Here is a 21,392-nt window from a genome sequence, read left to right as displayed (position 1 = left end):
CGACGGCGGCGGGGACGCGGGCCCTGCGGCTCAGAACCCGGCTCCCGACACGGCCTGGGGCCGCGTCTCGGCGGCGAAGGCCGCGACGTCGGACAGGAGGGCGGGGACCGCCAGATCGATGATGCGGCGGCCCTTTTCGGGGCTGGCCTGGGCCGGGTCGGAGCCGATGCGGCCGTCGGGGAAGCGGGCGCGATAGTCGAGGGCGTCGCGAATCGGGCCGCTGGGGGCGATCTGAGGGCTGTAGTCGGCCGTCTTGATCCGGTCGGGATAGGCGGCCTGGGTCACGGCGATCTCGGACGGGGTGGCGTGCATGCCGTGGCCGGTGGGGAAGATCTGGTTGCACAGGCCCTGGACCCCCGGCAGGTCCCACCAATTCTTGAGCTTCAGAACAAACGGAGGCTCCTCCTCCATGAAGCTCCATTCGGCGTAGATTTCCGAGAAGGTCGCCTCGATGGTGGCGACGTTCCCGCCGTGGCCGTTGAGGAAATAGATCCGCTCGAACCCGTGCCGGCTCAGCGACGAGACCCAGTCGGTGATGGCGGCCATGAAGGTGGAAGGCCGCAGGGAGATGGTCCCGGCGAAGGCCAGGTGATGCTGGGCCATGCCGATGTTGAAGGTCGGAGCCACCGTCAGGGCGGCGTCGGCGCGCTCGGCCTCATGGGCGATGATCTCGGGACACAGCCAGTCGGTGCCGAGCAGACCCGTCGGGCCGTGTTGCTCATTGGAGCCGATGGGAACCACGATCGTCTTGGACAGGGGCTGGTCAGAGGCGATGCGGGCGTCGATCTCGGGCCAGGACGACAGGTGGATCAGCATGGGCGAACTCCTTTACGCGACCGTCTCACCTAGCTTGATCCAGCGTCGGCGCATAGGCCGTGACGAAGATCCTCGCGGCTTCTCGGGCGCGATGGGCGCGGCGCTCATCGTCGATCTGGGGCACGTTCAGCATAGACCGCAGATGGGCGTGACCCAGGACCAGGCCGGTGAACATCTCGGCCGCCTCGTCGGGGTTAGGCGTGTTCAGCCGACCGGCGCGGGTCTGTTCGGCCAGCCAGGCCGACAGCAGGCTCAGGCTGCGGCGCGGCCCGGCCTCATAGACCGTCTGGGCCAGTTCTGGCGCATCGGCCGACAGCAGCACCACGCCGCGCATCGAACTGACCTTGTCCGGGTGGCAGACCAGGGTCAGCAGGCCTTGGGCGAAGGCTTCGAGCACGACCAGGGGCGATCCGCTGGATCGCAGCGGGGCCACGATCGCCTCGGCCTTCTGGTTCGCCATGGCCCGGGCGATCTCCAGCTTGGAGGCGAAGCGGTTGTAGACCGTCTGTTTCGACACCCCGGCGAGACGGGCGATCTCCTCCATCGAAGCCGACAGGCCCTTCTCGGCGAACAGGGCGGCGGCTGCCTCCAGTATGGCCTCGCTCTTCTTCTCGTCGACCTGGCCCCGGCGGCGCGCCATCAGTGGGCGTCCGACGGGGGCGCGCCCGGCTGGGCCTTGACCGGCTGGGCCAGCAGGGTGACGAAGGCGGCCCCGGCGCACATGATGCCCAGCAAGGCGAAGGCGTCGCCGAAGGCCATGGTGGTGGCCTGTTTCTGCAGGATGCCATAGACGGCCTTCATCGCCGAAGCGGCCGGGTCGATGGTGCCGGCGAAGCGCTGGGCCATGCCGGCCATCATGTTGCGCATGGCCTGGTCGCCCTGGGCGATGCCGCTGGTCAGTTCGCCCATATGGATGGCCGTATTGGTGGTCAGGCCGGTGTTCAGGATCGCCAGGCCGAAGGCGCCGCCGACATTGCGCGACAGGTTGACCAGGCCCGAGGCGTTCTTGACCATGTGCGGCGGCAGGGTGGCCATGGTCACCTGCTGCGAGGCGATCATGGCCAGCATGACGCCGACCCCGCGGAAGGCCTGGACCGAGGCGAATTCCCAAAAGCCCCAGTCGTCGGTGACGATCCGCGCCTCCCACATGCCCCAGGCGCACAGCATGAAGCCGCCGAACATCAGGATCCGCGCGTCCATCCGGCGCACCAGGCGCCCGGCGAAGGGGGCGGTGGCGAACATCGCAAGACCCGAGACGACCATGGTCGTGCCCACTTCCGACGACGAATACTCCCGCACCCGCCCCAGGAAGAGGGGCAACAGGAAGGTGCCGCCGAACAGGGCGAAGCCGACCGTGAAGGTCATGACGAAGCCGACCAGGAAGTTGCGGTTGCCGAAGGCGCGCAGCTCGACGATCGGCTGGCGATAGGTCAGGGAGCGCCAGACGAAGATTGGCCCGGCCACGGCGGCGACGACCGTCAGCATCAGGATATGGGTGTCGTCGAACCAGTCGTTCTTGGCCCCCTCCTCGAGCACATATTGCATCGACATCAGGAAGGCGGCCATCAGGCCCAGGCCCCACCAGTCGAACCCCTTGGCCAGGGACGGGTCGCCCTTGTCGAAGTTCCCGTACCGTCCGACCAGGAAGAGGACCAGCAGGCCCGGCCCCACATTGATGAAGAACAGCCAGCGCCAGCTGAGCCACTCGGTCAGGTGGCCGCCGAGCGTCGGGCCGACGGTGGGGGCCAGGGTGACGATCAGGCCCATGACCACGCTGGCCGTGACCCGCTTGTCCGGCGGAAAGGCGGTGAAGGCCACGGCGAAAACGGTCGGGATCATGGCCCCGCCGACGAAGCCCTGGATGGCCCGGAACAGGATCATCATGTCGATGGACGTCGACAGGCCGGTGGCCACGCTCATCAGGACGAAGCCGGCGCAGGAGGCGAGGAACAGCCGCTGGGTGCCCCACAGCCGCGACAGGAAGCCGGACAGGGGGATCATGACGACCTCGGGGATCAGATAGGCGGTCTGGATCCAGCTGATCTCGTCGGCCGAGGCGCCGACGCCCGCCTGGATCTGGGGCAGGGAGGCGGCGACGATCTGGATGTCGAGGATGGCCATGAACTGGCCCACCACCATGCCGGCGAAGCCCAGCAGCAGCATGGTCCAGTTGATCTCGGGATGGCCGGCGACGGGGGCCCTGGCGTCGGACGGGGCCCCGCCGGCGGCGGCGGGGGCGGCGGCGGTCACGGGCGGGGGGCCGCGATGGAGGCTTCGGCGAAGCTCGCGCCGCCCTGGCTCTTCAGATCCACCTTGACGTCCACCGACAGACCGGGGCGCAGGGCCAGGTTCCGGTCGGCGCCGCTGACGACGATCCGAACAGGTACGCGCTGGGTGATCTTGGTGAAGTTGCCGGTGGCGTTCTCGACCGGGATCAGGGCGAATTCGGAACCGGTGGCGGGGGCGAAGCTGTCGATCCGGCCTTCGATCTTGCGGCCGGGGAAGGCGTCGGCGGAAATCTCGACGGTTTGGCCCAGCCGCATCCGGTCCAGCTGGGTCTCCTTGAAGTTGGCGACGATATAGGTCCGGGTCAGGGGCACGATCGACAGCAGCTGGGTTCCGGCGTTGACGAACTGGCCGGGGCGGACGCTGCGGGCCCCGACGACGCCGGCGATGGGGGCGCGGATCACCGTGCGGTCCAGGGCGATGCGGGCCTTTTCGACCTGGGCGCGGGCCTGTTCGACGGCGGCGACGCTCTGTTCGCGGGTCGAGCCCAGCACCCCGGCGGTGCGCTGTTCGGCGACCAGGGCGGCCTGGGCCTGGGCCACGGCGGCGTCGGCGGTGACGGCGGTGGCGCGTTCGGTCTGGATCCGCTGCTGCGAGACCCAGCCCTGCTGGGCCAGCTTGCCGTAGCGGTCGACCTCGGCGCGGGCCAGGCCGGCCTGGGCGCGGGCCTGGGCTACGGCGGCGGCGCGGGCGGCGACGGTCGCCTTCTCCTGCTCGGCCTGGGCGTCGACATTGCCGACGGCGGCGATGGCCGCCTGAAGATTGGCTTCGGCGCGGATCAGTTCGGCGCGCTGGTCGCTGTCGTCCAGCTTGACCAGGACCTGACCGGCCTCGACCCGCTGGTTGTCGCCGACCAGGACCTCGGTCACCCGGCCGGCCAGCTGGGGGCTGACCAGGGTGGTGTCGGCCTGGACGAAGGCGTTGTCGGTGCTCTCCCACCTCTGGCCGTTCAGCCACCAGACGATCCCGCCCGCGATCAGGGCGAGACCGACGAGGATCGCGGCGAACAGCGGCAGGCGTTTCTTCAGTTCAGGGGACATGGGGACATCCGGGGGAGGGTGCGGCGTTTTGAAGCGGCGCTAAAATGGACGTCGCCGTCCAAAAATCAATCTCCAATCTCCAATCTCCAATCTCCAATCGCCAGAAGCCCGATCACGCCTGGTTTTCGTGTATGTCCTCGCCTCATGACCGACCGCGCCCGAGCTTCGAATCCCCTGCCGTCCGAAGTCGATGTGGCGGTCGTCGGGGCAGGGGCGGCGGGGATCGCCGCCGCGCGGCGGCTGGTGCGGCCCGGCCTGTCGGTTCTGGTGCTGGAGGCGCGCGACCGGATCGGCGGGCGCGCCTGGACGGCCCAGGTCGAAGGCGAGGGCCTGGACATGGGCTGCGGCTGGCTGCACTCGGCCGACGACAATGTCCTGGCCCGGCGGGTGGAGGCCGAGGGCCTGACCCTGGACCGGACCCCGCCGCCGTGGCGGACCCAGGCCTTCGATCACGAGATTACGCGCGCCGACCTGGCCGAGTTCGGCGAGGCCTTCGCGGCCTTCGATCAGCGCGTAAGCGAAGCGGCGGCGCGGGGTGAAGACCGGCCCGCCTCCGACTTCTTCGACCCCGACTGCCGTTGGAACGCCCGGATGGACGCCATCTCGGGCGCCCTGAACGGGGCGCGGTTCGCCGAGGTGTCCAGCCTGGACTACGACGCCTATGGCGACACCGGGGTGAACTGGCGAGTGCGCGAGGGGTATGGCCGGCTGGTCGCCCGTCTGGGCGAGGCCGTGTCGGACGCCGTGGTGCGCGACTGCGCCGTTCGGCGCATCGACCGCTCCGGCCCCCTTTTGCGGCTGGAGACCAGCCGGGGCGAGCTGACGGCGCGGGCCGTGATCCTGACGGTCCCCAACAGCCTGATCGCCAGCGAGGCTGTGCGGATCGATCCGCCGGTTCCCGCCTGGCTGGAGGCGACGGCGGGCGTGCCCCTGGGCCTGGCGTCCAAGGTGCATATGACGGTGCGGGGTGCGGGCGACTTCCAGCCCGACACCCAGCTGTGGACGCGGACCGACACGGCCGAGACCGGCGGCTATCATCTGCGACCGTTCGGACGGCCGATGATAGAAGCCTATTTCGGCGCCGACCTGGCCTGGGGGCTGGAGGCGCAGGGGCCCGCCGCCCTGGTCGACTTCGCCGTGTCCGAACTGGTTGCGGCCCTGGGGTCCAACATGAGGCGGCGGCTGGAGGCTGCGGCGGTGTCGAACTGGGGCGTCGATCCTTGGTCGCGCGGCGCCTATTCCCATGCCCTGCCGGGCCATGCGGGGGACCGGGCGAAGCTGCGGATCGCGGTCGAGGACCGGATCTTCCTGGCGGGCGAGGCGACGGCGCCGGTCTATTACGGCACGGCCCACGGCGCCTGGATGGAGGGCGAGCGGGCGGCGGACGCGGCCCTGAAAGCCCAAGGGTTGGCGACCCTGGGTCTTGACCCGCGCCGCGACGACGGCGACAGCGAGTCATGACGCCGACCAAGGCCAGAAAAACAGCCGCCAAGCCGCTTAAGCCCGGCCCGAAACGCCCGGCGGTTATGACCGGCGCCTCGGTTCCCGTGCTGCGCTGGCCGCCTGACGAGGACCGGGTCGAGACCATCTTCGAACGGCTGTCCGGCGTCATGCCCGAGCCGAAGACCGAGCTGAACTTCTCCAACCCCTTCACCCTGGTCGTCGCCGTCGCCCTGTCGGCCCAGACCACGGACGTCGCGGTCAACAAGGCCACCGACCGGCTGTTCCAGGTCGCGGACACGCCGGAAAAGATGCTGGCTCTCGGGGAGGAGGGACTGGTTCCCTACATCGCCTCCATCGGCCTCTATCGCGGCAAGGCGCGGAACGTCATCGCCCTAAGCCGGATCGTGCTGGAGAAACATGGCGGCGAGGTTCCGCTGAACCGAACCGATCTCCAGGCCCTGCCGGGCGTGGGGCGAAAGACCGCCTCGGTGGTGCTGAACGAACTGGGGATCGAGGCCGCCATCGCCGTCGACACCCATGTCTTCCGCGTCTCGCACCGGCTGGGGCTGGCCAACGCCAATACGCCGGACAAGGTGGAGGCCCAGCTGTTCCAGGTCGTGCCGGAGCCGTGGCTGCCCAAGGCCCACCACTGGCTGATCCTGCACGGCCGCTACACCTGCACGGCGCGCCGGCCCAAATGCCTGGCCTGCGTCATCGCCGACCTGTGTCCGTCGCGGGCGGGGCTGGCGGCTCTGGGCGAGGCGGCGCCCTGAGGGGCTTCAGGCGGCGTTCGCCGCCTCTGCGGCTTCCATATCCGCATTCATCGTCTGCAGGATGGCGCGCAGTTCGGCGATCTGGGCGCCGGACAAGGGGAGGCGCTCCACCACCTGGCAACGCACGCCCAGCACCTTCTCACGCAGGGACCAGCCCGCTTCGGTGGGCTCGACCCAGACCCGACGCTCGTCCTCGGCGTCGCGTCGCCGGGTCAGAAGGCCGGACGCCTCCATCCGCTTGACCTGAGGCGTCAGGGCGCCGGTCTCCATGTGCGTGCGCCGACCAATCTCGCCCATGGTCAGGGGACGCCCGCTCTCCCACAGGGCCAGCAGGATCAGATATTGGGGGTGGGTCAGACCCAGGGGGTCGAGCAGACGTCGATAGATGCGCGTCACCAGACTGGCTCCGGTCTGAAGCGCCAGGCACAGCTGGGCGTCGATCTCCAGATCGCGGAACCCGTCGGAACCAATCTGCGCCTTCGCCATTTCGCCCTCCTCGAGCCGCCGCGGGGGCGCGAGTTCGCACCCAAACACAGGTTGTTAAGCACAAAACCTGAAAAAATCAAAAATATCAAATTTGATATAATCAATCATTAGGCAATCTCGCCGATAACCCTCCGACGAAGACACAGGAGTGTGGAATGTTCGGCACAGCGCAGAAGCGTCGCCAGCAACAAGAGCTTCAGGAACTGACCGGCATGGTCGCGGCGCTGAAGCGGTCGCAGGCGGTCATCGAATTCGCCCTGGACGGGACGATCCTGGAGGCGAACGAGAACTTCTTATCCGTGATGGGCTACCGCCTGGATGAGGTGCAGGGCGCCCACCACCGCATCTTCGTCGATCCGCAAGACGCCAATACGCCCGCCTATGCCGACCTGTGGCGCCGGCTGAATGCGGGCGAATTCATCGCCGACAAGTTCGTCCGCTACGCCAAGAACGGCGCGCGCGTGGTCATCGAGGCCAGCTACAATCCGATCTTCGACGTCGACGGAAAGCCGTGCAAGGTGGTCAAGTTCGCCACCGACATCACAGCCGTCGAGGCCGAGCGCGAGCGGCGTCTTGAGGCGGACCGTCTCGCCGCCGAGGTCCAGGCCTCGGTGGTCCAATCGACCGGGCGCGCCCTGTCCGCCCTGGCGGCCGGCGACCTGTCCTACAGGATCACCGACGCCTTCCCCGGCGAATACGCGGTTCTGCGCGAAGACTTCAACCGGGCGATCGCCGCCCTGGATCAGGCGGTGGCGGTCATTCGTGTCAACGCCGGCTCCATGCAGTCCGGCGCCAATGAGATCAGCAGCGCGGCGGAGGATCTCTCGCGCCGCACCGAGCGTCAGGCCGCCGGACTGGAAGAGACCGCCGCCGCCCTGGACCAGATCACCGCCACCGTGCGTCGGACCGCCGAGAACGCCCAGTCCGCCGACACGGTCGTGGGCCAGACCCGCACCCAGGCCGAGACCGGCGGCGCCGTGGTTCAGCGCGCCGTCTCCGCCATGGAGCAGATCGAGGCCTCCTCCGCCCAGATCGGCCAGATCATCGGCGTCATCGACGAGATCGCCTTCCAGACCAATCTTCTGGCGCTCAATGCCGGGGTCGAGGCGGCGCGGGCGGGCGAGGCCGGTCGCGGCTTTGCGGTGGTGGCCTCCGAGGTCCGCGCCCTGGCTCAGCGGTCCGCCGACTCGGCCCGCGAGATCAAGGCCTTGATTTCCACCTCCAGCGCTCAGGTCGAGTCCGGCGTCAAACTGGTGCGGGAATCAGGCGAGGCTCTTTCGGGCATCGCCATCCGCATCCATGACGTCACGCGCCTGATGGCCGAAATCCGCGCCTCGACCCAGGAACAGGCCGTGGCCCTGGCCGAGGTCAACAACGCCGTCAACGATATGGACCAGGTCACTCAGCAAAATGCTGCGATGGTCGAGGAATCGACGGCCGCCAGCCTGAGCCTCGACCGCGAGGCGACCGATCTGGCCGAACTGGTCGGCCGGTTCCGACTGTCCGAGGGGCAAGGCGAGGCGGCTCCCGCGCCGATCCGCCAAGCCCAGGCCCGGATCGAAGCCTTCGCCGCCGAAACCCTGCGCCCTCGCCCGCGTCTGGTCGCTGCGGCAGGCGAGTGGCAAGCCTTCTAAAGGCGGTTTCGAACCGCTTCGGCGAAGCCTGAGCCGTTCGCCGGGTCATGGTCCAGATAGAAGTCGGGCTCGATCAGCTCGGCCTCCATCAGCACCCAGGCGCCGGCGTCGTCGCGCGCCAGGTCGATGCGGGCGTAGAGCAGCGGCTCCTCAACCGCCGCCAGCACCTGTTCGGCCAGGGCGAAGGCCGCCGCGTCGGGCGTCACGGTCGTGTAGAGGCCGCCGAACTGGATCTGGATGCGGAAGTCTCCGGGGACCGGCCGCTTGTTGACTGCATGGCTGAACCGGCCGCCGAAGAAGAGCAGGGAGGTCTCTCCCTCGGTCTCGATCGACTTCAGATAGGGCTGGATCATGGCCGGACCTTCCGGCGCCTCGGTCAGGGGCTGTCCCGGCGTCAGGCGCAGGGTGCGGAAGGCGCCAGCGGACACCGTCGGCTTTATGATGAGGGTCGGGGCGCCGGTTTCGGCGAAGGCGGCGTCCACCTGGTCCTGGGTGATCGCCTCGCTCCAGCGGGTCGGGGGAATGGGCACGCCCTTGTCCGCCAACCGGGCCAGATAGGTCTTGTCCGAATTCCAACCCAGGACCGAGGCCGCATTGGCGATCGGCAGGCCGGCCGTCGCCCAGGTCGCGCAGGCCTTCAGCCAGCGGGCGTGGTCGCGGTGATAGCCCCAGGCGATGACCGGCAGGATCAGGTCATGGCCCTCCAGCCCCGAGGCGTCCTCGACATGGTCGGTCCAGGGCGTGGGCGTGATCTCTGCGCCGGTCGTCTCCAGCGTGGCCTTCAGACGCGCCAACACCTCGGGCCAGCGGCCGATGTAGGATTTGTCGGCGGGGTCGGGGGTCAGGACGGCGATCCGGGTCATGCGCCCTGCCTATCGCAACCGGCCGATACATATAAGGGCTTCCTTATAGGTTTTCGGGTGACGTGCCGGTCTTCAACCGCTAAGGCGCGCCCATGACCCAGAACACCGCCCAATATGACGTCTGCGCCGTCGGCAACGCCATCGTCGACGTGCTCAGCCCCTGCGACGCCGCCTTTCTGACGGCCCAGGACCTGGCCCCCAACTCGATGCAGCTGGTCGACGCTGAACGCAGCGCCGCCCTGTATGACGCCATGGCGCCCGGCGTCGAGGCCTCTGGCGGATCGGCCGGCAACACCGTGGCGGGCGTCGGCTCCTTCGGCGGCCGGGCGGCCTATATCGGCAAGGTGGCCGACGACGTCCTGGGTCAGGTCTTCACCCACGACATCCGCGCCGCCGGCGTCCATTTCGACACCCCGGTCCTGACCGGCGGGGCCGACCAGGGTTTCGGCACCGGCCGCTGCCTGATCAACGTCCTGCCCGATGGGGCGCGGACCATGGCGACCTTCCTGGGCGCCGCCAATCAGCTGTTCGCCGACGACATCGACGAGGCCCTGATCGGCGCCAGCCAGATCGTCTATCTGGAAGGCTATCTGTTCGACCCGGCCCCGGCGCGCGCCGCCTTCGAACGCGCCGCCGCCGCCGCGCACAAGGCCGGCCGCAAGGTGGCCATCACCCTGTCGGACACCTTCGTCGTGGCCCGCTGGCGCGCCGAACTGCTGAGCTTTATCGAACAGTCGGCCGACATCGTCCTGGCCAATGAGGCCGAACTGGGCGCCCTGTTCGAAACCGATGATTTCGACGCCGCTGCGGCGAAACTGGCCGCCCTCGTCGAGGTCGCCGCCGTGACGCGCGGCGAACACGGCTCGGTCGTGATCAAGGGCGAGGAGCGCGTCGCGGTCGCCGCCTATCCGGTCGCCAAGGTGATCGACACCACGGGCGCCGGCGACCAGTACGCCGCCGGCTTTCTCTTGGGTCTGGCGCGCGGTCTGTCGCTGGAGGAGGCCGGGAAACTGGGCTCCCTGGCCGCGTCCGAAGTCATCGCCCACTGGGGCCCGCGCCCGATGGTGAAACTGGCGGACCTGGCCGGGGAGCATGGGCTGAGGGTGTAATCCGGACCTTCCCCCGCTCGCGGGGGAAGTGTCAGCTCGTCGAGCGCAGCGAGACGGCTGACGATGGGGGAAGTCCTCTTGCTTTAAGCAAGACTTCCCTCTCCGACCCTGGTCCGCTGCGCGGACGCCGGGCCACCTCTCCCGCAAGCGGGAGAGGGTCGTTTGTGTCAGCTCTTCCACCTCAGGGTCGTGGGCTGGATCGGATTGACGAACGGCCGCCCTTCGGCGCGGCTCCTGGTCCATTCGCGCTTGAGCTGCTGGTACCATTTGGCCTGTTTGTCGGCGTCGTCGATCCAGATCAGGGCGGGGTCGTAGCGCAGGCCCTCGTTCTGCAGGTTCACCATGCCGCCGTCCTGTTTCAGGAAGGCGACCACCCCCAGGCGCAGGAAGGGCTTGGCCAGGTCGAAGACCCAGTGGTCGGACCAGAAGATCTGGGTGATGCGGGTCTTGGTGTCGCTGATCGGGGTCAGGCAGGTCAGGGCCAGGACCTGTTTCTCGCCCACCTGGATATGCTCCCAGCGATAGCCGGGCAGGCGGAAGGTGATCTCGGTCGCCGGGGCGCCGCCCAGGATCTTGTAGAGGCGGCTGTTGGACGAGGGGGCATGGCGCACCATGGCCCAGCCGAAGTCTACGGGTGCGAAGGCCTTGGCCTTTTCGTGCATCGAATGTTCGGACCGCCACCACCATTGCTGGTGGACATAGGGGCCGTGGGCCGGGTCCATCAGGCCGACGACGGCATGGTCGATATGGCTGTCGAACTCCATCCATTCGACCAGTTTCGGGCCGGATCCGACGACGCCGGGGAAGACGGGGGGCTCATGGTCCGGTTCTGACGGATTGCGGGCGTCCGAGGCCATCCAGACGAAGACCATGCCCTGGCTCTCGCGCACCGGATAGGACCGCACCTTGATGCGGTTCGCCTCGAACGCCTGATCCTCGACCAGGGACGGAATGGCGGCGCAGACCCCGTCGGGCCGGAAGCGCCAGCCGTGATAGGGGCATTCGATCGTCTCGCCCTCGCCGGGCTTCTCCACCAGCTTCCCGGCCGACAGGGGGGCGGCGCGGTGGGGGCAGATGTCGCGCATCCCATAGACGGCCCCCGCGCGGGTGCGGCCGATCAGGACGGGTTCGCTCATGATCTCATAGCGTTTCAGCCCGGCCGGGGCGACGTCGCGCGACAGGGCGACGAAATACCAGGCGTCGGCGACGAATCCCTTGCCGAACGGCTGGGCGCCGCTCTTGGACGGGGCGGCTTCGGCTTGAGGGGGCTGGACGGGAGCGGCGTCTGCGGGCTTCATGCGCGCCTCATAACAGAGGGACGCGGGGTCTGTCCTCACGAAGTCCTCAGAGAACTTTACAATACAAAGTGAAGACGTCATAAGGGTGGCTTCACAGGGGAGTTTCGCCATGTTTCGCGCCTTGAGTTTCGCTGCGGCCCTCTTCGCCGCCACCACGGTTCAGGCCCAGGCCGAGGCCCAGAACAGGCACGGGACCCATTCCGAGCACGGCTCGGCGCACGGTCACCACCATGCGGACTTCGCCTCCGACCGCATCCACGTCCGCATCGACGGCGACATGGACGGGCGCGACATCATCCTGATCCCCGGCCTCAGCTCTTCGCCGGAAATCTGGCAGGGGACGGTGGATCATCTGACGGCCCAGGACGGGGTCGGCTGGCGCGTTCACCGCATCCATGTCCAGGGCTTCGCCGGCGCCCCGGCCGAAGGCAACGCCCAGACCGGGGGCGCCCCGACCCCCGTCGCCGCACCGGTCGCCGACGAAATCGCCCGCTATATCCGCGAGAACAATCTGCCCAAGCCCGCCGTCGTCGGCCATTCGATGGGCGGAACCATCGGCCTGATGCTGGCCGCGCGCCATCCCGACAGCGTCGGCCGTCTGATGGTGGTCGACATGATCCCCTTCATGGGCGCCATGTTCGGCCCGCCCGGAACCACGGCCGACAGCGTCAAACCAGTGGCGGACCAAATCTGGGCCGCCCAGGCGAACAGCCCGCGCGAGGCCTATGTCGCCCAGGCGACCGCCTCCATCAACGGCATGATCAATACCGAAAGCCGCCGCGAAGAGGCGCTGGAAGACATGCGGACCAGCGATCAGAAGGTCTCGGCCGCCGCCTTCCGCGAACTGGTGGCGACCGATCTGCGGCCCGAACTGGCGAAGATCACCGCCCCGACCGAGGTGCTGTACGTCAAGTTCAACGACCCGCGCATGACGCCCCAGATCACCGACGCCGTCTACCAGATGTCTTACGCCGGCCTGCCGGGCGTGACCCTGAAGCGGATCGACGACAGCGCCCACTTCATCATGTTCGACCAGCCCCAGGCCTTCTACGGCGAACTGGACGCCTTCCTGGCGCGATGAGCCATCCGGCGGCGGACCGAGTGGTCGGTCTCTATCAGGACGGCGCCGAGGGCTGGATCGCCGACCGCGGCCCGTCCCTCTATACGGGACCGAACGGTCCGAACGAGCCCGAATGGCTGGACCGGTTCGTCGCCGACCTGCCGTCGAACGCCCGCCTTCTCGACGTCGGATGCGGCTCGGGCTGGCCGATGGGCGCGGCCCTGCTGGCGCGGGGGTTCAGGGTCGTGGGGCGGGATTCCTCGCCGGCTCTGATCGCCCATGCGCGCGAGACCCTGCCGGCCGGCGTCTGGGAGATCGCCGACATGCGGAATCCGCCGCCTGACGGGATGTTCGACGGCGTCCTGGCCTGGCACAGCCTGTTTCACCTGACGCCCGAGGCTCAGATGCGCGTCCTGCCCGGCCTGGCGAACCAGGTGGGGCCCGGCGGGCGGCTGATGTTCACCAGCGGTCCCGCCCATGGCGAGACCATCGGCGAATGGCGCGGCGAACCCCTGTATCACGGCAGTCTGGACCCCGCCGCCTATCGCGCCCTGCTGGTGGGGGCCGGGCTGTCGGTGGAGGGCGACGGGGCCGAGACCGGCGTCTGGCTGGCTCGCCGCGCCATTCTTTCGGCGAAATAGCCGCTCACGCTGGCGTGAAGTGAGCGGAGCCGTTTCGGCGGCGGTTCATACGCGGTACACGTCGGTATTAGCTAATCCGCCTGAGTGCGGCATCTGAAGGAAAGTCATGGCGGGTCCAGGGTTCGGGGGCGGACAGCAGGGGGGCGACAAGCCGGCCCGCACGCCGTTGCAGAAGGCGCTCTACTGGGGCGCCGTGCTGGCGGTCTGGGGGCTGATCTTCCTGGTGGTCTTCTTCGCGGTGTTTGCGCGCGGCCTGCCCGACACCTCGACCCTGTATAATGTCGATCGTCAGCCCTCGATCACCTATCTGGACCGCAACGGCGCCCTGATCGCGACGCGCGGCACCCAGATGGCGCCGCCTGCGGATCTGGACGCCCTGCCCGACTATGTGCCGGCCGCCTTCATCGCCATCGAGGACCGGCGCTTCTATCACCACCCCGGCTTCGACCCCATCGGCATGATGCGGGCCATGGCCACCAATATGCGCGCCGGCCGGGTGGTCCAGGGCGGCTCCACCCTGACCCAGCAGCTGGCCAAGAACCTGTTCCTGACGCCGGACCAGAACCTGCGCCGCAAGGTGCAGGAACTGATGCTGGCGGTCTGGCTGGAGATGAAATTCTCCAAGAAGGAGATCCTGGCCCTCTATCTGAACCGGGTCTATTTCGGCGCCGGCGCCTATGGGATCGAGGCGGCGTCGCAACGCTATTTCGACAAGTCGGCCAAGGATCTGACGGTCGGCGAGGCCGCGCTTCTGGCCGGCCTGCTGAAGGCGCCCTCGCGCTATTCGCCGGTGTCAGAGAGCGAGCGGGCCGCCAACCGCGCCACCGTCGTGCTGAACGAGATGGAGGAGGCCGGGGTCATCACCGCCGCCCAGCGCGAACAGGCCGTGACCCAGCCCATCATCGTGTCGCGCACCCTGGCCACCCAGCACGCCCAGTATTTCATCGACTGGCTGGACCAGTCGATCCGGGGTCTGGTCGGCGAACCGACCGAGGATCTGGTGGTCGAAACCACCCTGGACCTGACCCTGCAGACGGCGGCCGAACGCTCTGTGCGCCGCATTCTGGACCGCGACGAGGGCAAGGGGGTGCAGCAGGCGGCCCTGGTGGCCCTGGACGGCGACGGCCGGGTGCGGGCCATGATCGGCGGCGGCTCCTATGCCGACAGCCAGTTCAACCGCGCCGTCGAGGCGCGTCGTCAGGCGGGTTCGGCCTTCAAACCCTTCGTCTATCTGGCGGCGGTCGAGGCCGGCTATACGCCCCAGACCCCGGTGGTCGATCAGCCGGTCACCATCGGCAACTGGTCGCCGAAGAACTATTCCAACACCTTCGCCGGCCCCATGCCCCTGTCTCAGGCGGTGGCCCAATCGATCAATACTGTGGCGGCCTCCGTCGCCGACCAGATCGGCCGCGACAGCGTCGCCCGCGCCGCGCGGCGCCTGGGCATCGAAAGCCGGATCGGTCTGGAGCCGGCCATGGCTCTGGGCGCCGTCGAGGTCTCGCCGCTGGAGATGGCCACCGCCTATGACGCCTTCGCCAACGGCGGCCGCCGGGTCGAGGCCTACGGCATCAGCCGCATCCGCACGCCCCAGGGCCGCGTCATCTATCAGCGCGCAAGCGGCCAGAGCGGTCAGGCCATCAACAATCCGCCCCTCTATTACATGAACCAGATGCTGCGCGGGGTCATGACCTCGGGCACCGGGCGCAGCGCGGCCATCGCCGGGCGCGACCTGGCGGGCAAGACCGGCACCACCTCCGACTATAAGGACGCCTGGTTCGTCGGCTACACCGGCGGCTTCGTCACCGCCGTCTGGGTGGGCAAGGACGACAACACCGCCATGCGCGGCGTGACCGGCGGCTCCTCGCCCGCCGCCATCTGGAAGGGCTTCATGGAGGCGGCCCTGCCGCGCCTGAATGCGCCCCGCATCCCCGACGGCCCCGCCATGCCCGAGGGCTGGGTCGCGCCGGACCCGATCGGCGACCTGATGTCGGGCATTGGCGAGGACGGTCTGCCGATCCAGCCGACCGACCCGGCGGCCGAAGGCGACCCCTATGCCGAACCGCCGGAGGCCGCCGCGCCGTCGGACCCGAAACAGCCGCTGGACCGGCCCAAGGCCCAGCCGGCGCCGCGCGATCCGCCAGACCAGCAGCCGGAAGGCCGCCAACCGGCCGAAAAACGCAGCGATCCGCTGTTCTTCTGATCCTTCGGGGAAGCCCCCACAGACCTTCCCCCGCTTGCGGGGGAAGTGTCAGCTCGTCGAGCACAGCGAGACGGCTGACGATGGGGGAAGTCTAGCCTCTTGGAAGAAGACTCCCCTCTCCGACCCTGGTTCGCTGCGCGAACGTCGGGCCACCTCTCCCGCAAGCGGGAGAGGGTCTGGGACGCCGCCTACCGCCCCACCGCATGAAGCGCCGCGCCATGGTCCTTCAGCCATTTGCGCCAGGGCCGGTGATCCCCCACCAGCCGCTCGACCACCGACCAATAGGCCGGGCTGTGGTCGGCGTGGACCAGGTGGGCGACCTCGTGGGCGGCGAGGTAGTCGATGACCGGGGGCGGGGCCATGATCACCCGCCAGGAATAGCGGATGGTGCGGTTGTGCGGGCTGCACGAGCCCCAGCGCGAGCGGGTGTCGGCGATCGACACCTGGACCGGCGTCTGACCCAGGGTCCGCAGATGGTGTTCGGTGCGTTCGACCAGGGTGGCGCGCGCCTCGCGCTTCAGCAGATTCTCGACCCGGCGGGCATAGGCCTCGCCCTCGCCGCCCGAGCGGATGACGGTTCCCTCCTCGACCAGCCGCGCCGCGCCGGCGCCGGGCGTCGCCTCCAGCCGCACGGGCCGGCCGCGCAGGGCGATGACCTGGCCCGGCTGCAACGGCCGGCTCCGGGGGCGCACGGCCAGGCGTTCGGCGATCCAGACGCTTTTCGAACGGGCGAAGGCCACGGCCTGGACCAGGCCGCGCTCGGTCGGGGCGATCACCACCGCCTCGCCGGCCCGGGCGTCGATCCGCACCGACAGCCGCCGCGCGCGCGGATTGACCGACAGTCTCAGCGTCGGACCCGAACCGGGTTCGGGCCGGTCTTCGTCAAGCGGCAGCCGCTGACCGTTGCGATACGCCAAGTCGGGCCTCGTTCCGGGCGATGAAGTCGCGAACGCGGGGATAGATCTCCTCGCGGAAACGACGACCGTTGAAGACCCCGTAATGGCCCACGCCGGGCTGGACGTACAGCACCCTCTGATCCTCGGGGATGTTCGGGCACAGGCCGTGCGCCGCCTGGGTCTGGCCGACGCCGGAAATGTCGTCCTTCTCCCCCTCGACCGTCATCAGGCCGATGTCGGCGATCTTGCTCAGATCGACCCTGCGGCCGCGATGCTCCAAGAGGCCGCGCGCCAGCAGATGCTGCTGGAAGACGATGTCGATGGTCTGGAGGTAGAACTCCTCGGTCAGGTCCAGGACCGACAGATATTCGTCGTAGAATTCCTCGTGCTTCTCCACCCCGTCGCCGTCGCCGGCGATCAGGCTGGTGAAATAGTCCCAGTGGGCGTCGCGGTGACGCTCCTGGTTCATCGACATGAAGCTGTAGAGCTGGACGAAGCCCGGATAGACCCGCCGTCCGAACCCCGGATAGGGCAGGGGCACGGTGTGGATCATGTTCGACTTGAACCAGGTGAAGGGCTTCTCCTCCGCCAGCTGGTTGGTCACGGTCGGCGACAGGCGGGCGTCGATGGGCGAACCCATGAAGGTCATCGAGGCGGGGCGGTTCTCGTCGCCGTCCTCGGCCATGATCGCACAGGCCGCCATGACGGGCGGGCCGGGCTGGCAGACCCCGACGACGTGGGGCCGGCCGCCGATCTCGGCCAGCATCCGCCGGACATGGTCGATATAGTCGAAGAAGTCGAACCGCCCCTCCAGCACCGGAACCTGGCGGGCGTTGATCCAGTCGGTCACATAGACGTCGTGGTCCTGAAGGAAGGCCTCGACCGTGCCGCGCAGCAGGGTGGCGTAATGGCCGGACAGGGGGGCGACGATCAGGACGGCGGGGCCGGACGCGGGTTTTTTGGCGCGCTTCAGATCGCCGATGTTGCGGGCGAAGCGGACCAGACGGCACCAGGGGCTCTGCCAGATGACCTGTTCGACCGTGCGGACCGGCTTGCCGCCGATCTCAATGGTCTCCAGCCGCCAGTCGGGCTTGCCGTAGCGGCGGGTGACGCTCTCGAACAGTTCGGCCGAGGCGTAGGCGGTGCGGGCCAGGGCCGTGTCCGCCGCCGGATTCAACGGCGAGCTCCAGAACCGGCGCGCCATCTGGGCGCCGAAGCGCCAGGGCAGGGCCGACTGATAGGCGAGTTCATGAAGGGCGTAGAGCATGACCATCCGTTGGGCCGCGCCGCGACCGGCGTCGGCGGGCCTCTTGCTGCACGGCAGCATACAGGGTTTCGCCCTTCGCGTCAGTTAATCGCAAAGGGGTGTAAATGGGGCGCAGTTCGACCTTCTCGCCGCCGCATGAACATGATCTGATAGGGCCGACGTTCGGGGCCGTCCCTTCGGAACCGTCTATCGGAAAGGTCTTGGAGCATTCGATGTGGGTCTCGCTGACCATCGCCGGCCTGATGCTGCAACAGGCGCCCGCTGCGGGTCTGGTCTCCTATGAGGAATCGGTGCGTTGCGCCGGCCTGACCCAGGCGGCGTCCGAGCTGGAGGGCGGAGAAAGCGCCGAGGGCCGCAGCCTCTATGACGCGGCCCTTTTCTGGTCGCTGGCGGCCATGCAGGCGGCGACGGCGGCCGGCAAGCCCGCCCGCGCGGCCGAGGCGGATCAGACCCGCGCCCGTATCGAGGCGGTGCGCCAGCTCAGCGCCGACGCCCCCGCCGCCCGCGCCGCCCTGCAGCGGTGTCGGCGCAAGACGCCGAACCTGAACTGAGGCCGAAATGTCGGCTTGGGGCGCGGCTGAACGTTCGTGGCGGCGCTGCGTTTGCAGGAGACCGACGGCAAGGGACGTCTTTCGTCCCGATCCGGGATTTTAAGGCGTTCAATCCTATGTTCGAGTTCGGTCGTGATCTTCGCAAACTCTTCGCCCAGGCTCGTGAGAGCGAGGATCTGGGCTGGGTCGAACTGATCGGAGTCGATCTCCTGGCCGCCGAGGCCCGGCGCGAGGCCACCGACGCCGGCCGCGTCTCCTGCGCCCGCCCCTTCGACACCGAAGTCCGCGCCGCCGCCCTGTGGCGCGAGCACGCCCGCCGCAGCGGGGCGGCCGACAGCCTGACCCGCGCCGACCGTTGCGCCGACAGCCTGGTCCGAAACGCCCAGGGCGACGACCAGGCCGCCCGCGCCGCCGGCGCCAAGGCGCAAGGGTTGATGCTGCGCTTCGACCTGTGCGGCGATCCGGCTCATCTGGACCGCGCCCTGGCCCTTGTGGCGGGGGCGGGGCGTCCGCGCCGATCCAAGACGGCCGCCGACCTGGCGGCGACCCACGCCCGGTTGAAGGCGCGCAAGGCCCGCCTGTCCGGCGATGCGAAGGCGCTGATGGACGCCGCCGCCCTGATGGATGCAGCCCAGCACGACCTGTCCGGCGAGGATATGGACCTTCGTCTGGATCAGGCCGCCTTCGCGCTCGAGGCCGGGGTGATTCAGCGCGACCCCCGCCTGCTGGACCACGCCGGGCGCGACCTGGGCATATTGGTCGAGGGCGCCTCGCCTGATCACCGTCCCCTGACCCGGGCCCGCGCCCTGGCCATGTGCGGCGCCGGCCTGTCCGCCCTGGCGGCCCTGGCCGACCATGCCGAGGCCCAGGACCAGGGCCGCTCCATGTTTGAAGCCGCCGCCGACCAGTTCACCCCCGATCACAGCCCGCTGGACTGGGCGGCGATCCAGGTTCTGCGCTCCGGCGGCGACGCCCTGCCGCTGATGGTGCTGAACCAGGCCGAAGTCCTGACCCAGGGCCAGGGGCTGATCATCGGCGCCCTGGTCCGCGAGCGCCGGCTGGCGCGCGAGATCGCCCTGGTCGAAGCCATGGAAGACCGCGCCGGCCTGGACGTGCTGGAGGATCGGCTGCGCCGTCGTCTGGCCGCCGCCGCCCCGCTCGATTGGGCGGCCGACCAGATCAGCCTGGCCGGTGTGGCCCTGGCGCGTCGGCGCCTTGGCGGCCCAGAACCGCGCCGCCTGAACCTGATCCTGAACGAGGCCGTCCTGACGGCCCGCGAAATGGGCGTCCCCGCCCTGGCCGAACGCGCGGGCCTGCTGCTGTTGCAGTCGGGCCTTTGAAGCCTCAGCCGCCCATGGCCACGAAGGGGCCGTTCAGGAAGCGGGGCTTGCCGTAGGACAGAGGCTGGCCGTCGTCGGCCAGCACGCGCCCTCCTGCGGCCTCCAGCACGGCCTGACCCGCCGCCGTATCCCACTCCGAGGTCGGACCCGAGCGCGGATAGGCGTCGAACCGGCCCTCGGCGATCAGGCAGAACTTCAGGGAGGAGTCCGTGCCCTGCCAGCGGGTGCAGCCGTGCCGGGCGGCCAAACGCGCGGCCTCCTCGTCGGTGACGCTGTGGCTCAACAGGGCCATCCCCTCGGCCGGCCGGTCGCGCACCTTGATCGGCCGCCATTCGGCGCCGGAATGGGCCTCGCCCTCCTGCTGTTCGCCGAACTGGCGACGGAAGGCGCCCTGGCCGGGGGGGCCGGTGCGCCAGGTGGTCGCCGTCGCGGGCGCCGTCACTACACCCGCCACCGGACGGCCGGCGTGGATCAGGGCGATGTTGACGGTGAAGGCTTCGCCACCGCGCACGAACCCCTTGGTGCCGTCCAGCGGATCGATCAGCCAGAACCAGTCCTCGGCTTGGGCCGGGGCGCCGCTTTCGGCGACGGCCTCTTCCGCCACCGTCTGGACGCCGGGATAGAGGGCGGCCAGCCGTTCCAGGATCAGGGCCTCGGCGGCGCGGTCGGCCTGGGTCACGGGGCTGTCGTCGGACTTGGTCTCGACGGCTGTGTCGCTGCGCCAATAGGGCAGGATCAGGCGGGCGGCGTCTTCGGCGATCTCGGCGATCGCCAGGGCCAGGGCGCCGGAGGCCAGATCGCGCGAAAGGGTCTTGTCGGGTGTCGCGGGGGAGGGGGAGGTCGTCATTGCGGGCTCGATAGACCATTGAGCCGGTTCCATGAACCGGCAAATCACGTCAGCTTCTCTTGCGCCTCCTGACTGTGACCTGAACGCCGACGAGAGTATGCAGGCTCAATGATCCCGACCGACGCCGAAAACGACGCCCCGCCCGCCCTGGACCTGCCGTTCGAGGGGACGGAGCTGGCGACCTATGTGGCCGCCAAACTGTGCCACGACTTCATCAGCCCCTCGGGCGCGATCGTCTCGGGCCTGGACCTGATGAAGGACCCTTCGGCCCAGGACATGCGCGACGACGCCTTGGCCCTGATCGAACAGAGCGCCAACAAGATGGTGGCCCTGGTCCATTTCGCGCGGGTGGCCTTCGGCGCGGCGACCAGCAGCGAGCGGTTCACCGCGCGCGAGCTGCGCGATCTGGTGGTCGGCATGACGGCGGGCGGTCGCGCCTCTCTGGACTGGCGAATCGAGGCGCAGGAGTTCTCCAAGCCCCAGGCGCGGGCTCTGACCAACCTCGCCTATCTGACGGTCGGGGCTCTGCCCCTGGGCGGCAATGCGGTGATCCAGTCGCGGGTCGCGCACGGCGCCCTCTTTCTTGAAGGATTCGCCGAGGGCGCGCGGGCCCGGCTGAAGCCCGAGGCCGTCGTCGGCCTGACCGGCCGGCGCCTGACCGAGGGTCTGCCAGGCCAATGGATTCAGCCCTATTGGCTGTGGCTGACGGTCAAGGGGGCGGGCGGAACCCTGCGAGTGGCGGTGCAGGAAGAGCGGATCGCCCTGGTCGCACGGATGCCCCTTTAGGTCGCCCGACAGGCGTTTCCCAACGACTCGTTAACTGGCGATCTGCCATATTAAGC

20 protein-coding genes are annotated in these 21,392 nt (G+C 69.0%); 10 read left to right on the top strand and 10 right to left on the bottom strand.

Features of this window, described 5'->3' with window-relative positions:
- Positions 1-30 precede the first annotated feature (30 nt).
- From BSP_RS00710 to BSP_RS00695, 4 genes are read right to left on the bottom strand one after another with little or no spacing between them, the layout of a single operon-like run.
- The gene (locus tag BSP_RS00710) at positions 31-816 is read right to left on the bottom strand and encodes a creatininase family protein (RefSeq protein ID WP_152948957.1); all 786 of its coding nucleotides are present in this window, start codon (positions 814-816) and stop codon (positions 31-33) included.
- 25 nt (positions 817-841) lie between these two features.
- Positions 842-1,456 carry a TetR/AcrR family transcriptional regulator gene (locus BSP_RS00705; RefSeq protein ID WP_054764025.1) on the bottom strand — a complete coding sequence of 205 codons (615 nt, stop codon included), beginning with the start codon at positions 1,454-1,456 and terminating at the stop codon, positions 842-844.
- Positions 1,456-3,066 (bottom strand): DHA2 family efflux MFS transporter permease subunit, encoded by a 1,611-nt coding sequence (locus BSP_RS00700; protein WP_152948956.1) that lies wholly within the window; start codon positions 3,064-3,066, stop codon positions 1,456-1,458. The genes BSP_RS00705 and BSP_RS00700 overlap by 1 nt, the downstream gene beginning before the upstream one ends.
- A complete protein-coding gene (locus tag BSP_RS00695; protein WP_152948955.1) occupies positions 3,063-4,142 on the bottom strand; it encodes an HlyD family secretion protein in 1,080 nt (359 codons plus the stop codon). The genes BSP_RS00700 and BSP_RS00695 overlap by 4 nt, the downstream gene beginning before the upstream one ends.
- Positions 4,143-4,286: 144 nt before the next feature.
- Between BSP_RS00695 and BSP_RS00690 the strand changes: the two genes are divergently transcribed.
- Together BSP_RS00690 and nth are read left to right on the top strand one after the other, a co-directional pair.
- On the top strand, positions 4,287-5,603 hold the full coding sequence (locus tag BSP_RS00690) for an NAD(P)/FAD-dependent oxidoreductase (RefSeq protein ID WP_152948954.1): 1,317 nt from the start codon (positions 4,287-4,289) through the stop codon (positions 5,601-5,603).
- A complete protein-coding gene (nth, locus tag BSP_RS00685; protein ID WP_152948953.1) occupies positions 5,600-6,358 on the top strand; it encodes an endonuclease III in 759 nt (252 codons plus the stop codon). The genes BSP_RS00690 and nth overlap by 4 nt, the downstream gene beginning before the upstream one ends.
- Positions 6,359-6,364: 6 nt before the next feature.
- On the opposite strand, the gene BSP_RS00680 is transcribed toward nth, so the two are convergent.
- Complete coding sequence (locus BSP_RS00680) at positions 6,365-6,844, bottom strand: MarR family winged helix-turn-helix transcriptional regulator (RefSeq protein ID WP_054764020.1); 480 nt, start codon at positions 6,842-6,844, stop codon at positions 6,365-6,367.
- A 155-nt stretch (positions 6,845-6,999) separates the two neighbouring features.
- Between BSP_RS00680 and BSP_RS00675 the strand changes: the two genes are divergently transcribed.
- Entirely contained in the window at positions 7,000-8,478 is a 1,479-nt protein-coding gene (locus BSP_RS00675; protein WP_152948952.1) for a PAS domain-containing methyl-accepting chemotaxis protein, read from the top strand.
- On the opposite strand, the gene BSP_RS00670 is transcribed toward BSP_RS00675, so the two are convergent.
- A complete protein-coding gene (locus tag BSP_RS00670) occupies positions 8,475-9,341 on the bottom strand; it encodes a RimK family alpha-L-glutamate ligase (RefSeq protein ID WP_152948951.1) in 867 nt (288 codons plus the stop codon). The two genes, BSP_RS00675 and BSP_RS00670, sit on opposite strands and share 4 nt — an antisense overlap.
- A gap of 92 nt (positions 9,342-9,433) precedes the next feature.
- On the opposite strand from BSP_RS00670, the gene BSP_RS00665 reads away from it, so the two are divergent.
- Entirely contained in the window at positions 9,434-10,450 is a 1,017-nt protein-coding gene (locus tag BSP_RS00665; RefSeq protein WP_152948950.1) for an adenosine kinase, read from the top strand.
- Between the two features lie 167 nt (positions 10,451-10,617).
- Here the strand turns inward: BSP_RS00665 and BSP_RS00660 are convergent, their stop codons facing one another.
- Positions 10,618-11,748: an aromatic ring-hydroxylating dioxygenase subunit alpha gene (locus BSP_RS00660; protein ID WP_054764016.1), complete on the bottom strand. Its 1,131-nt coding sequence runs from the start codon at positions 11,746-11,748 to the stop codon at positions 10,618-10,620.
- A 109-nt stretch (positions 11,749-11,857) separates the two neighbouring features.
- On the opposite strand from BSP_RS00660, the gene BSP_RS00655 reads away from it, so the two are divergent.
- From BSP_RS00655 to BSP_RS00645, 3 genes are all read left to right on the top strand, one after another.
- Positions 11,858-12,829, top strand: a complete 972-nt coding sequence (locus tag BSP_RS00655; RefSeq protein WP_054764015.1) for an alpha/beta fold hydrolase — start codon at positions 11,858-11,860, stop codon at positions 12,827-12,829.
- Entirely contained in the window at positions 12,826-13,449 is a 624-nt protein-coding gene (locus tag BSP_RS00650; protein ID WP_152948949.1) for a class I SAM-dependent methyltransferase, read from the top strand. Before BSP_RS00655 ends, BSP_RS00650 begins: the two co-directional genes overlap by 4 nt.
- 106 nt (positions 13,450-13,555) lie before the next feature.
- Positions 13,556-15,649: a transglycosylase domain-containing protein gene (locus tag BSP_RS00645; RefSeq protein WP_152948948.1), complete on the top strand. Its 2,094-nt coding sequence runs from the start codon at positions 13,556-13,558 to the stop codon at positions 15,647-15,649.
- Positions 15,650-15,837: 188 nt separating this feature from the next.
- Here the strand turns inward: BSP_RS00645 and BSP_RS00640 are convergent, their stop codons facing one another.
- The gene (locus tag BSP_RS00640) at positions 15,838-16,566 is read right to left on the bottom strand and encodes a M48 family metallopeptidase (RefSeq protein ID WP_152948947.1); all 729 of its coding nucleotides are present in this window, start codon (positions 16,564-16,566) and stop codon (positions 15,838-15,840) included.
- Positions 16,532-17,812 carry a polyhydroxyalkanoate depolymerase gene (locus BSP_RS00635; protein ID WP_152948946.1) on the bottom strand — a complete coding sequence of 427 codons (1,281 nt, stop codon included), beginning with the start codon at positions 17,810-17,812 and terminating at the stop codon, positions 16,532-16,534. Before BSP_RS00635 ends, BSP_RS00640 begins: the two co-directional genes overlap by 35 nt.
- Before the next feature lie 212 nt (positions 17,813-18,024).
- On the opposite strand from BSP_RS00635, the gene BSP_RS00630 reads away from it, so the two are divergent.
- Entirely contained in the window at positions 18,025-18,363 is a 339-nt protein-coding gene (locus BSP_RS00630) for a hypothetical protein (protein WP_054764012.1), read from the top strand.
- 116 nt (positions 18,364-18,479) lie between these two features.
- Positions 18,480-19,703 carry a hypothetical protein gene (locus tag BSP_RS00625; RefSeq protein ID WP_152948945.1) on the top strand — a complete coding sequence of 408 codons (1,224 nt, stop codon included), beginning with the start codon at positions 18,480-18,482 and terminating at the stop codon, positions 19,701-19,703.
- A 4-nt stretch (positions 19,704-19,707) separates the two neighbouring features.
- Here the strand turns inward: BSP_RS00625 and cysQ are convergent, their stop codons facing one another.
- Complete coding sequence (cysQ, locus tag BSP_RS00620; protein ID WP_152948944.1) at positions 19,708-20,550, bottom strand: 3'(2'),5'-bisphosphate nucleotidase CysQ; 843 nt, start codon at positions 20,548-20,550, stop codon at positions 19,708-19,710.
- Positions 20,551-20,658: 108 nt separating this feature from the next.
- Here cysQ and chpT point away from each other — a divergent pair, with 108 nt between their 5' ends.
- Entirely contained in the window at positions 20,659-21,336 is a 678-nt protein-coding gene (chpT, locus tag BSP_RS00615; protein WP_152948943.1) for a histidine phosphotransferase ChpT, read from the top strand.
- The last annotated feature ends 56 nt before the right edge of the window (positions 21,337-21,392 follow it).

The sequence above is a fragment of the Brevundimonas sp. Bb-A genome, from assembly GCF_009394735.1.
GTDB classification, from domain to species: domain Bacteria; phylum Pseudomonadota; class Alphaproteobacteria; order Caulobacterales; family Caulobacteraceae; genus Brevundimonas; species Brevundimonas aurantiaca.
This window is presented reverse-complemented; position numbering and strand designations above follow the sequence as displayed.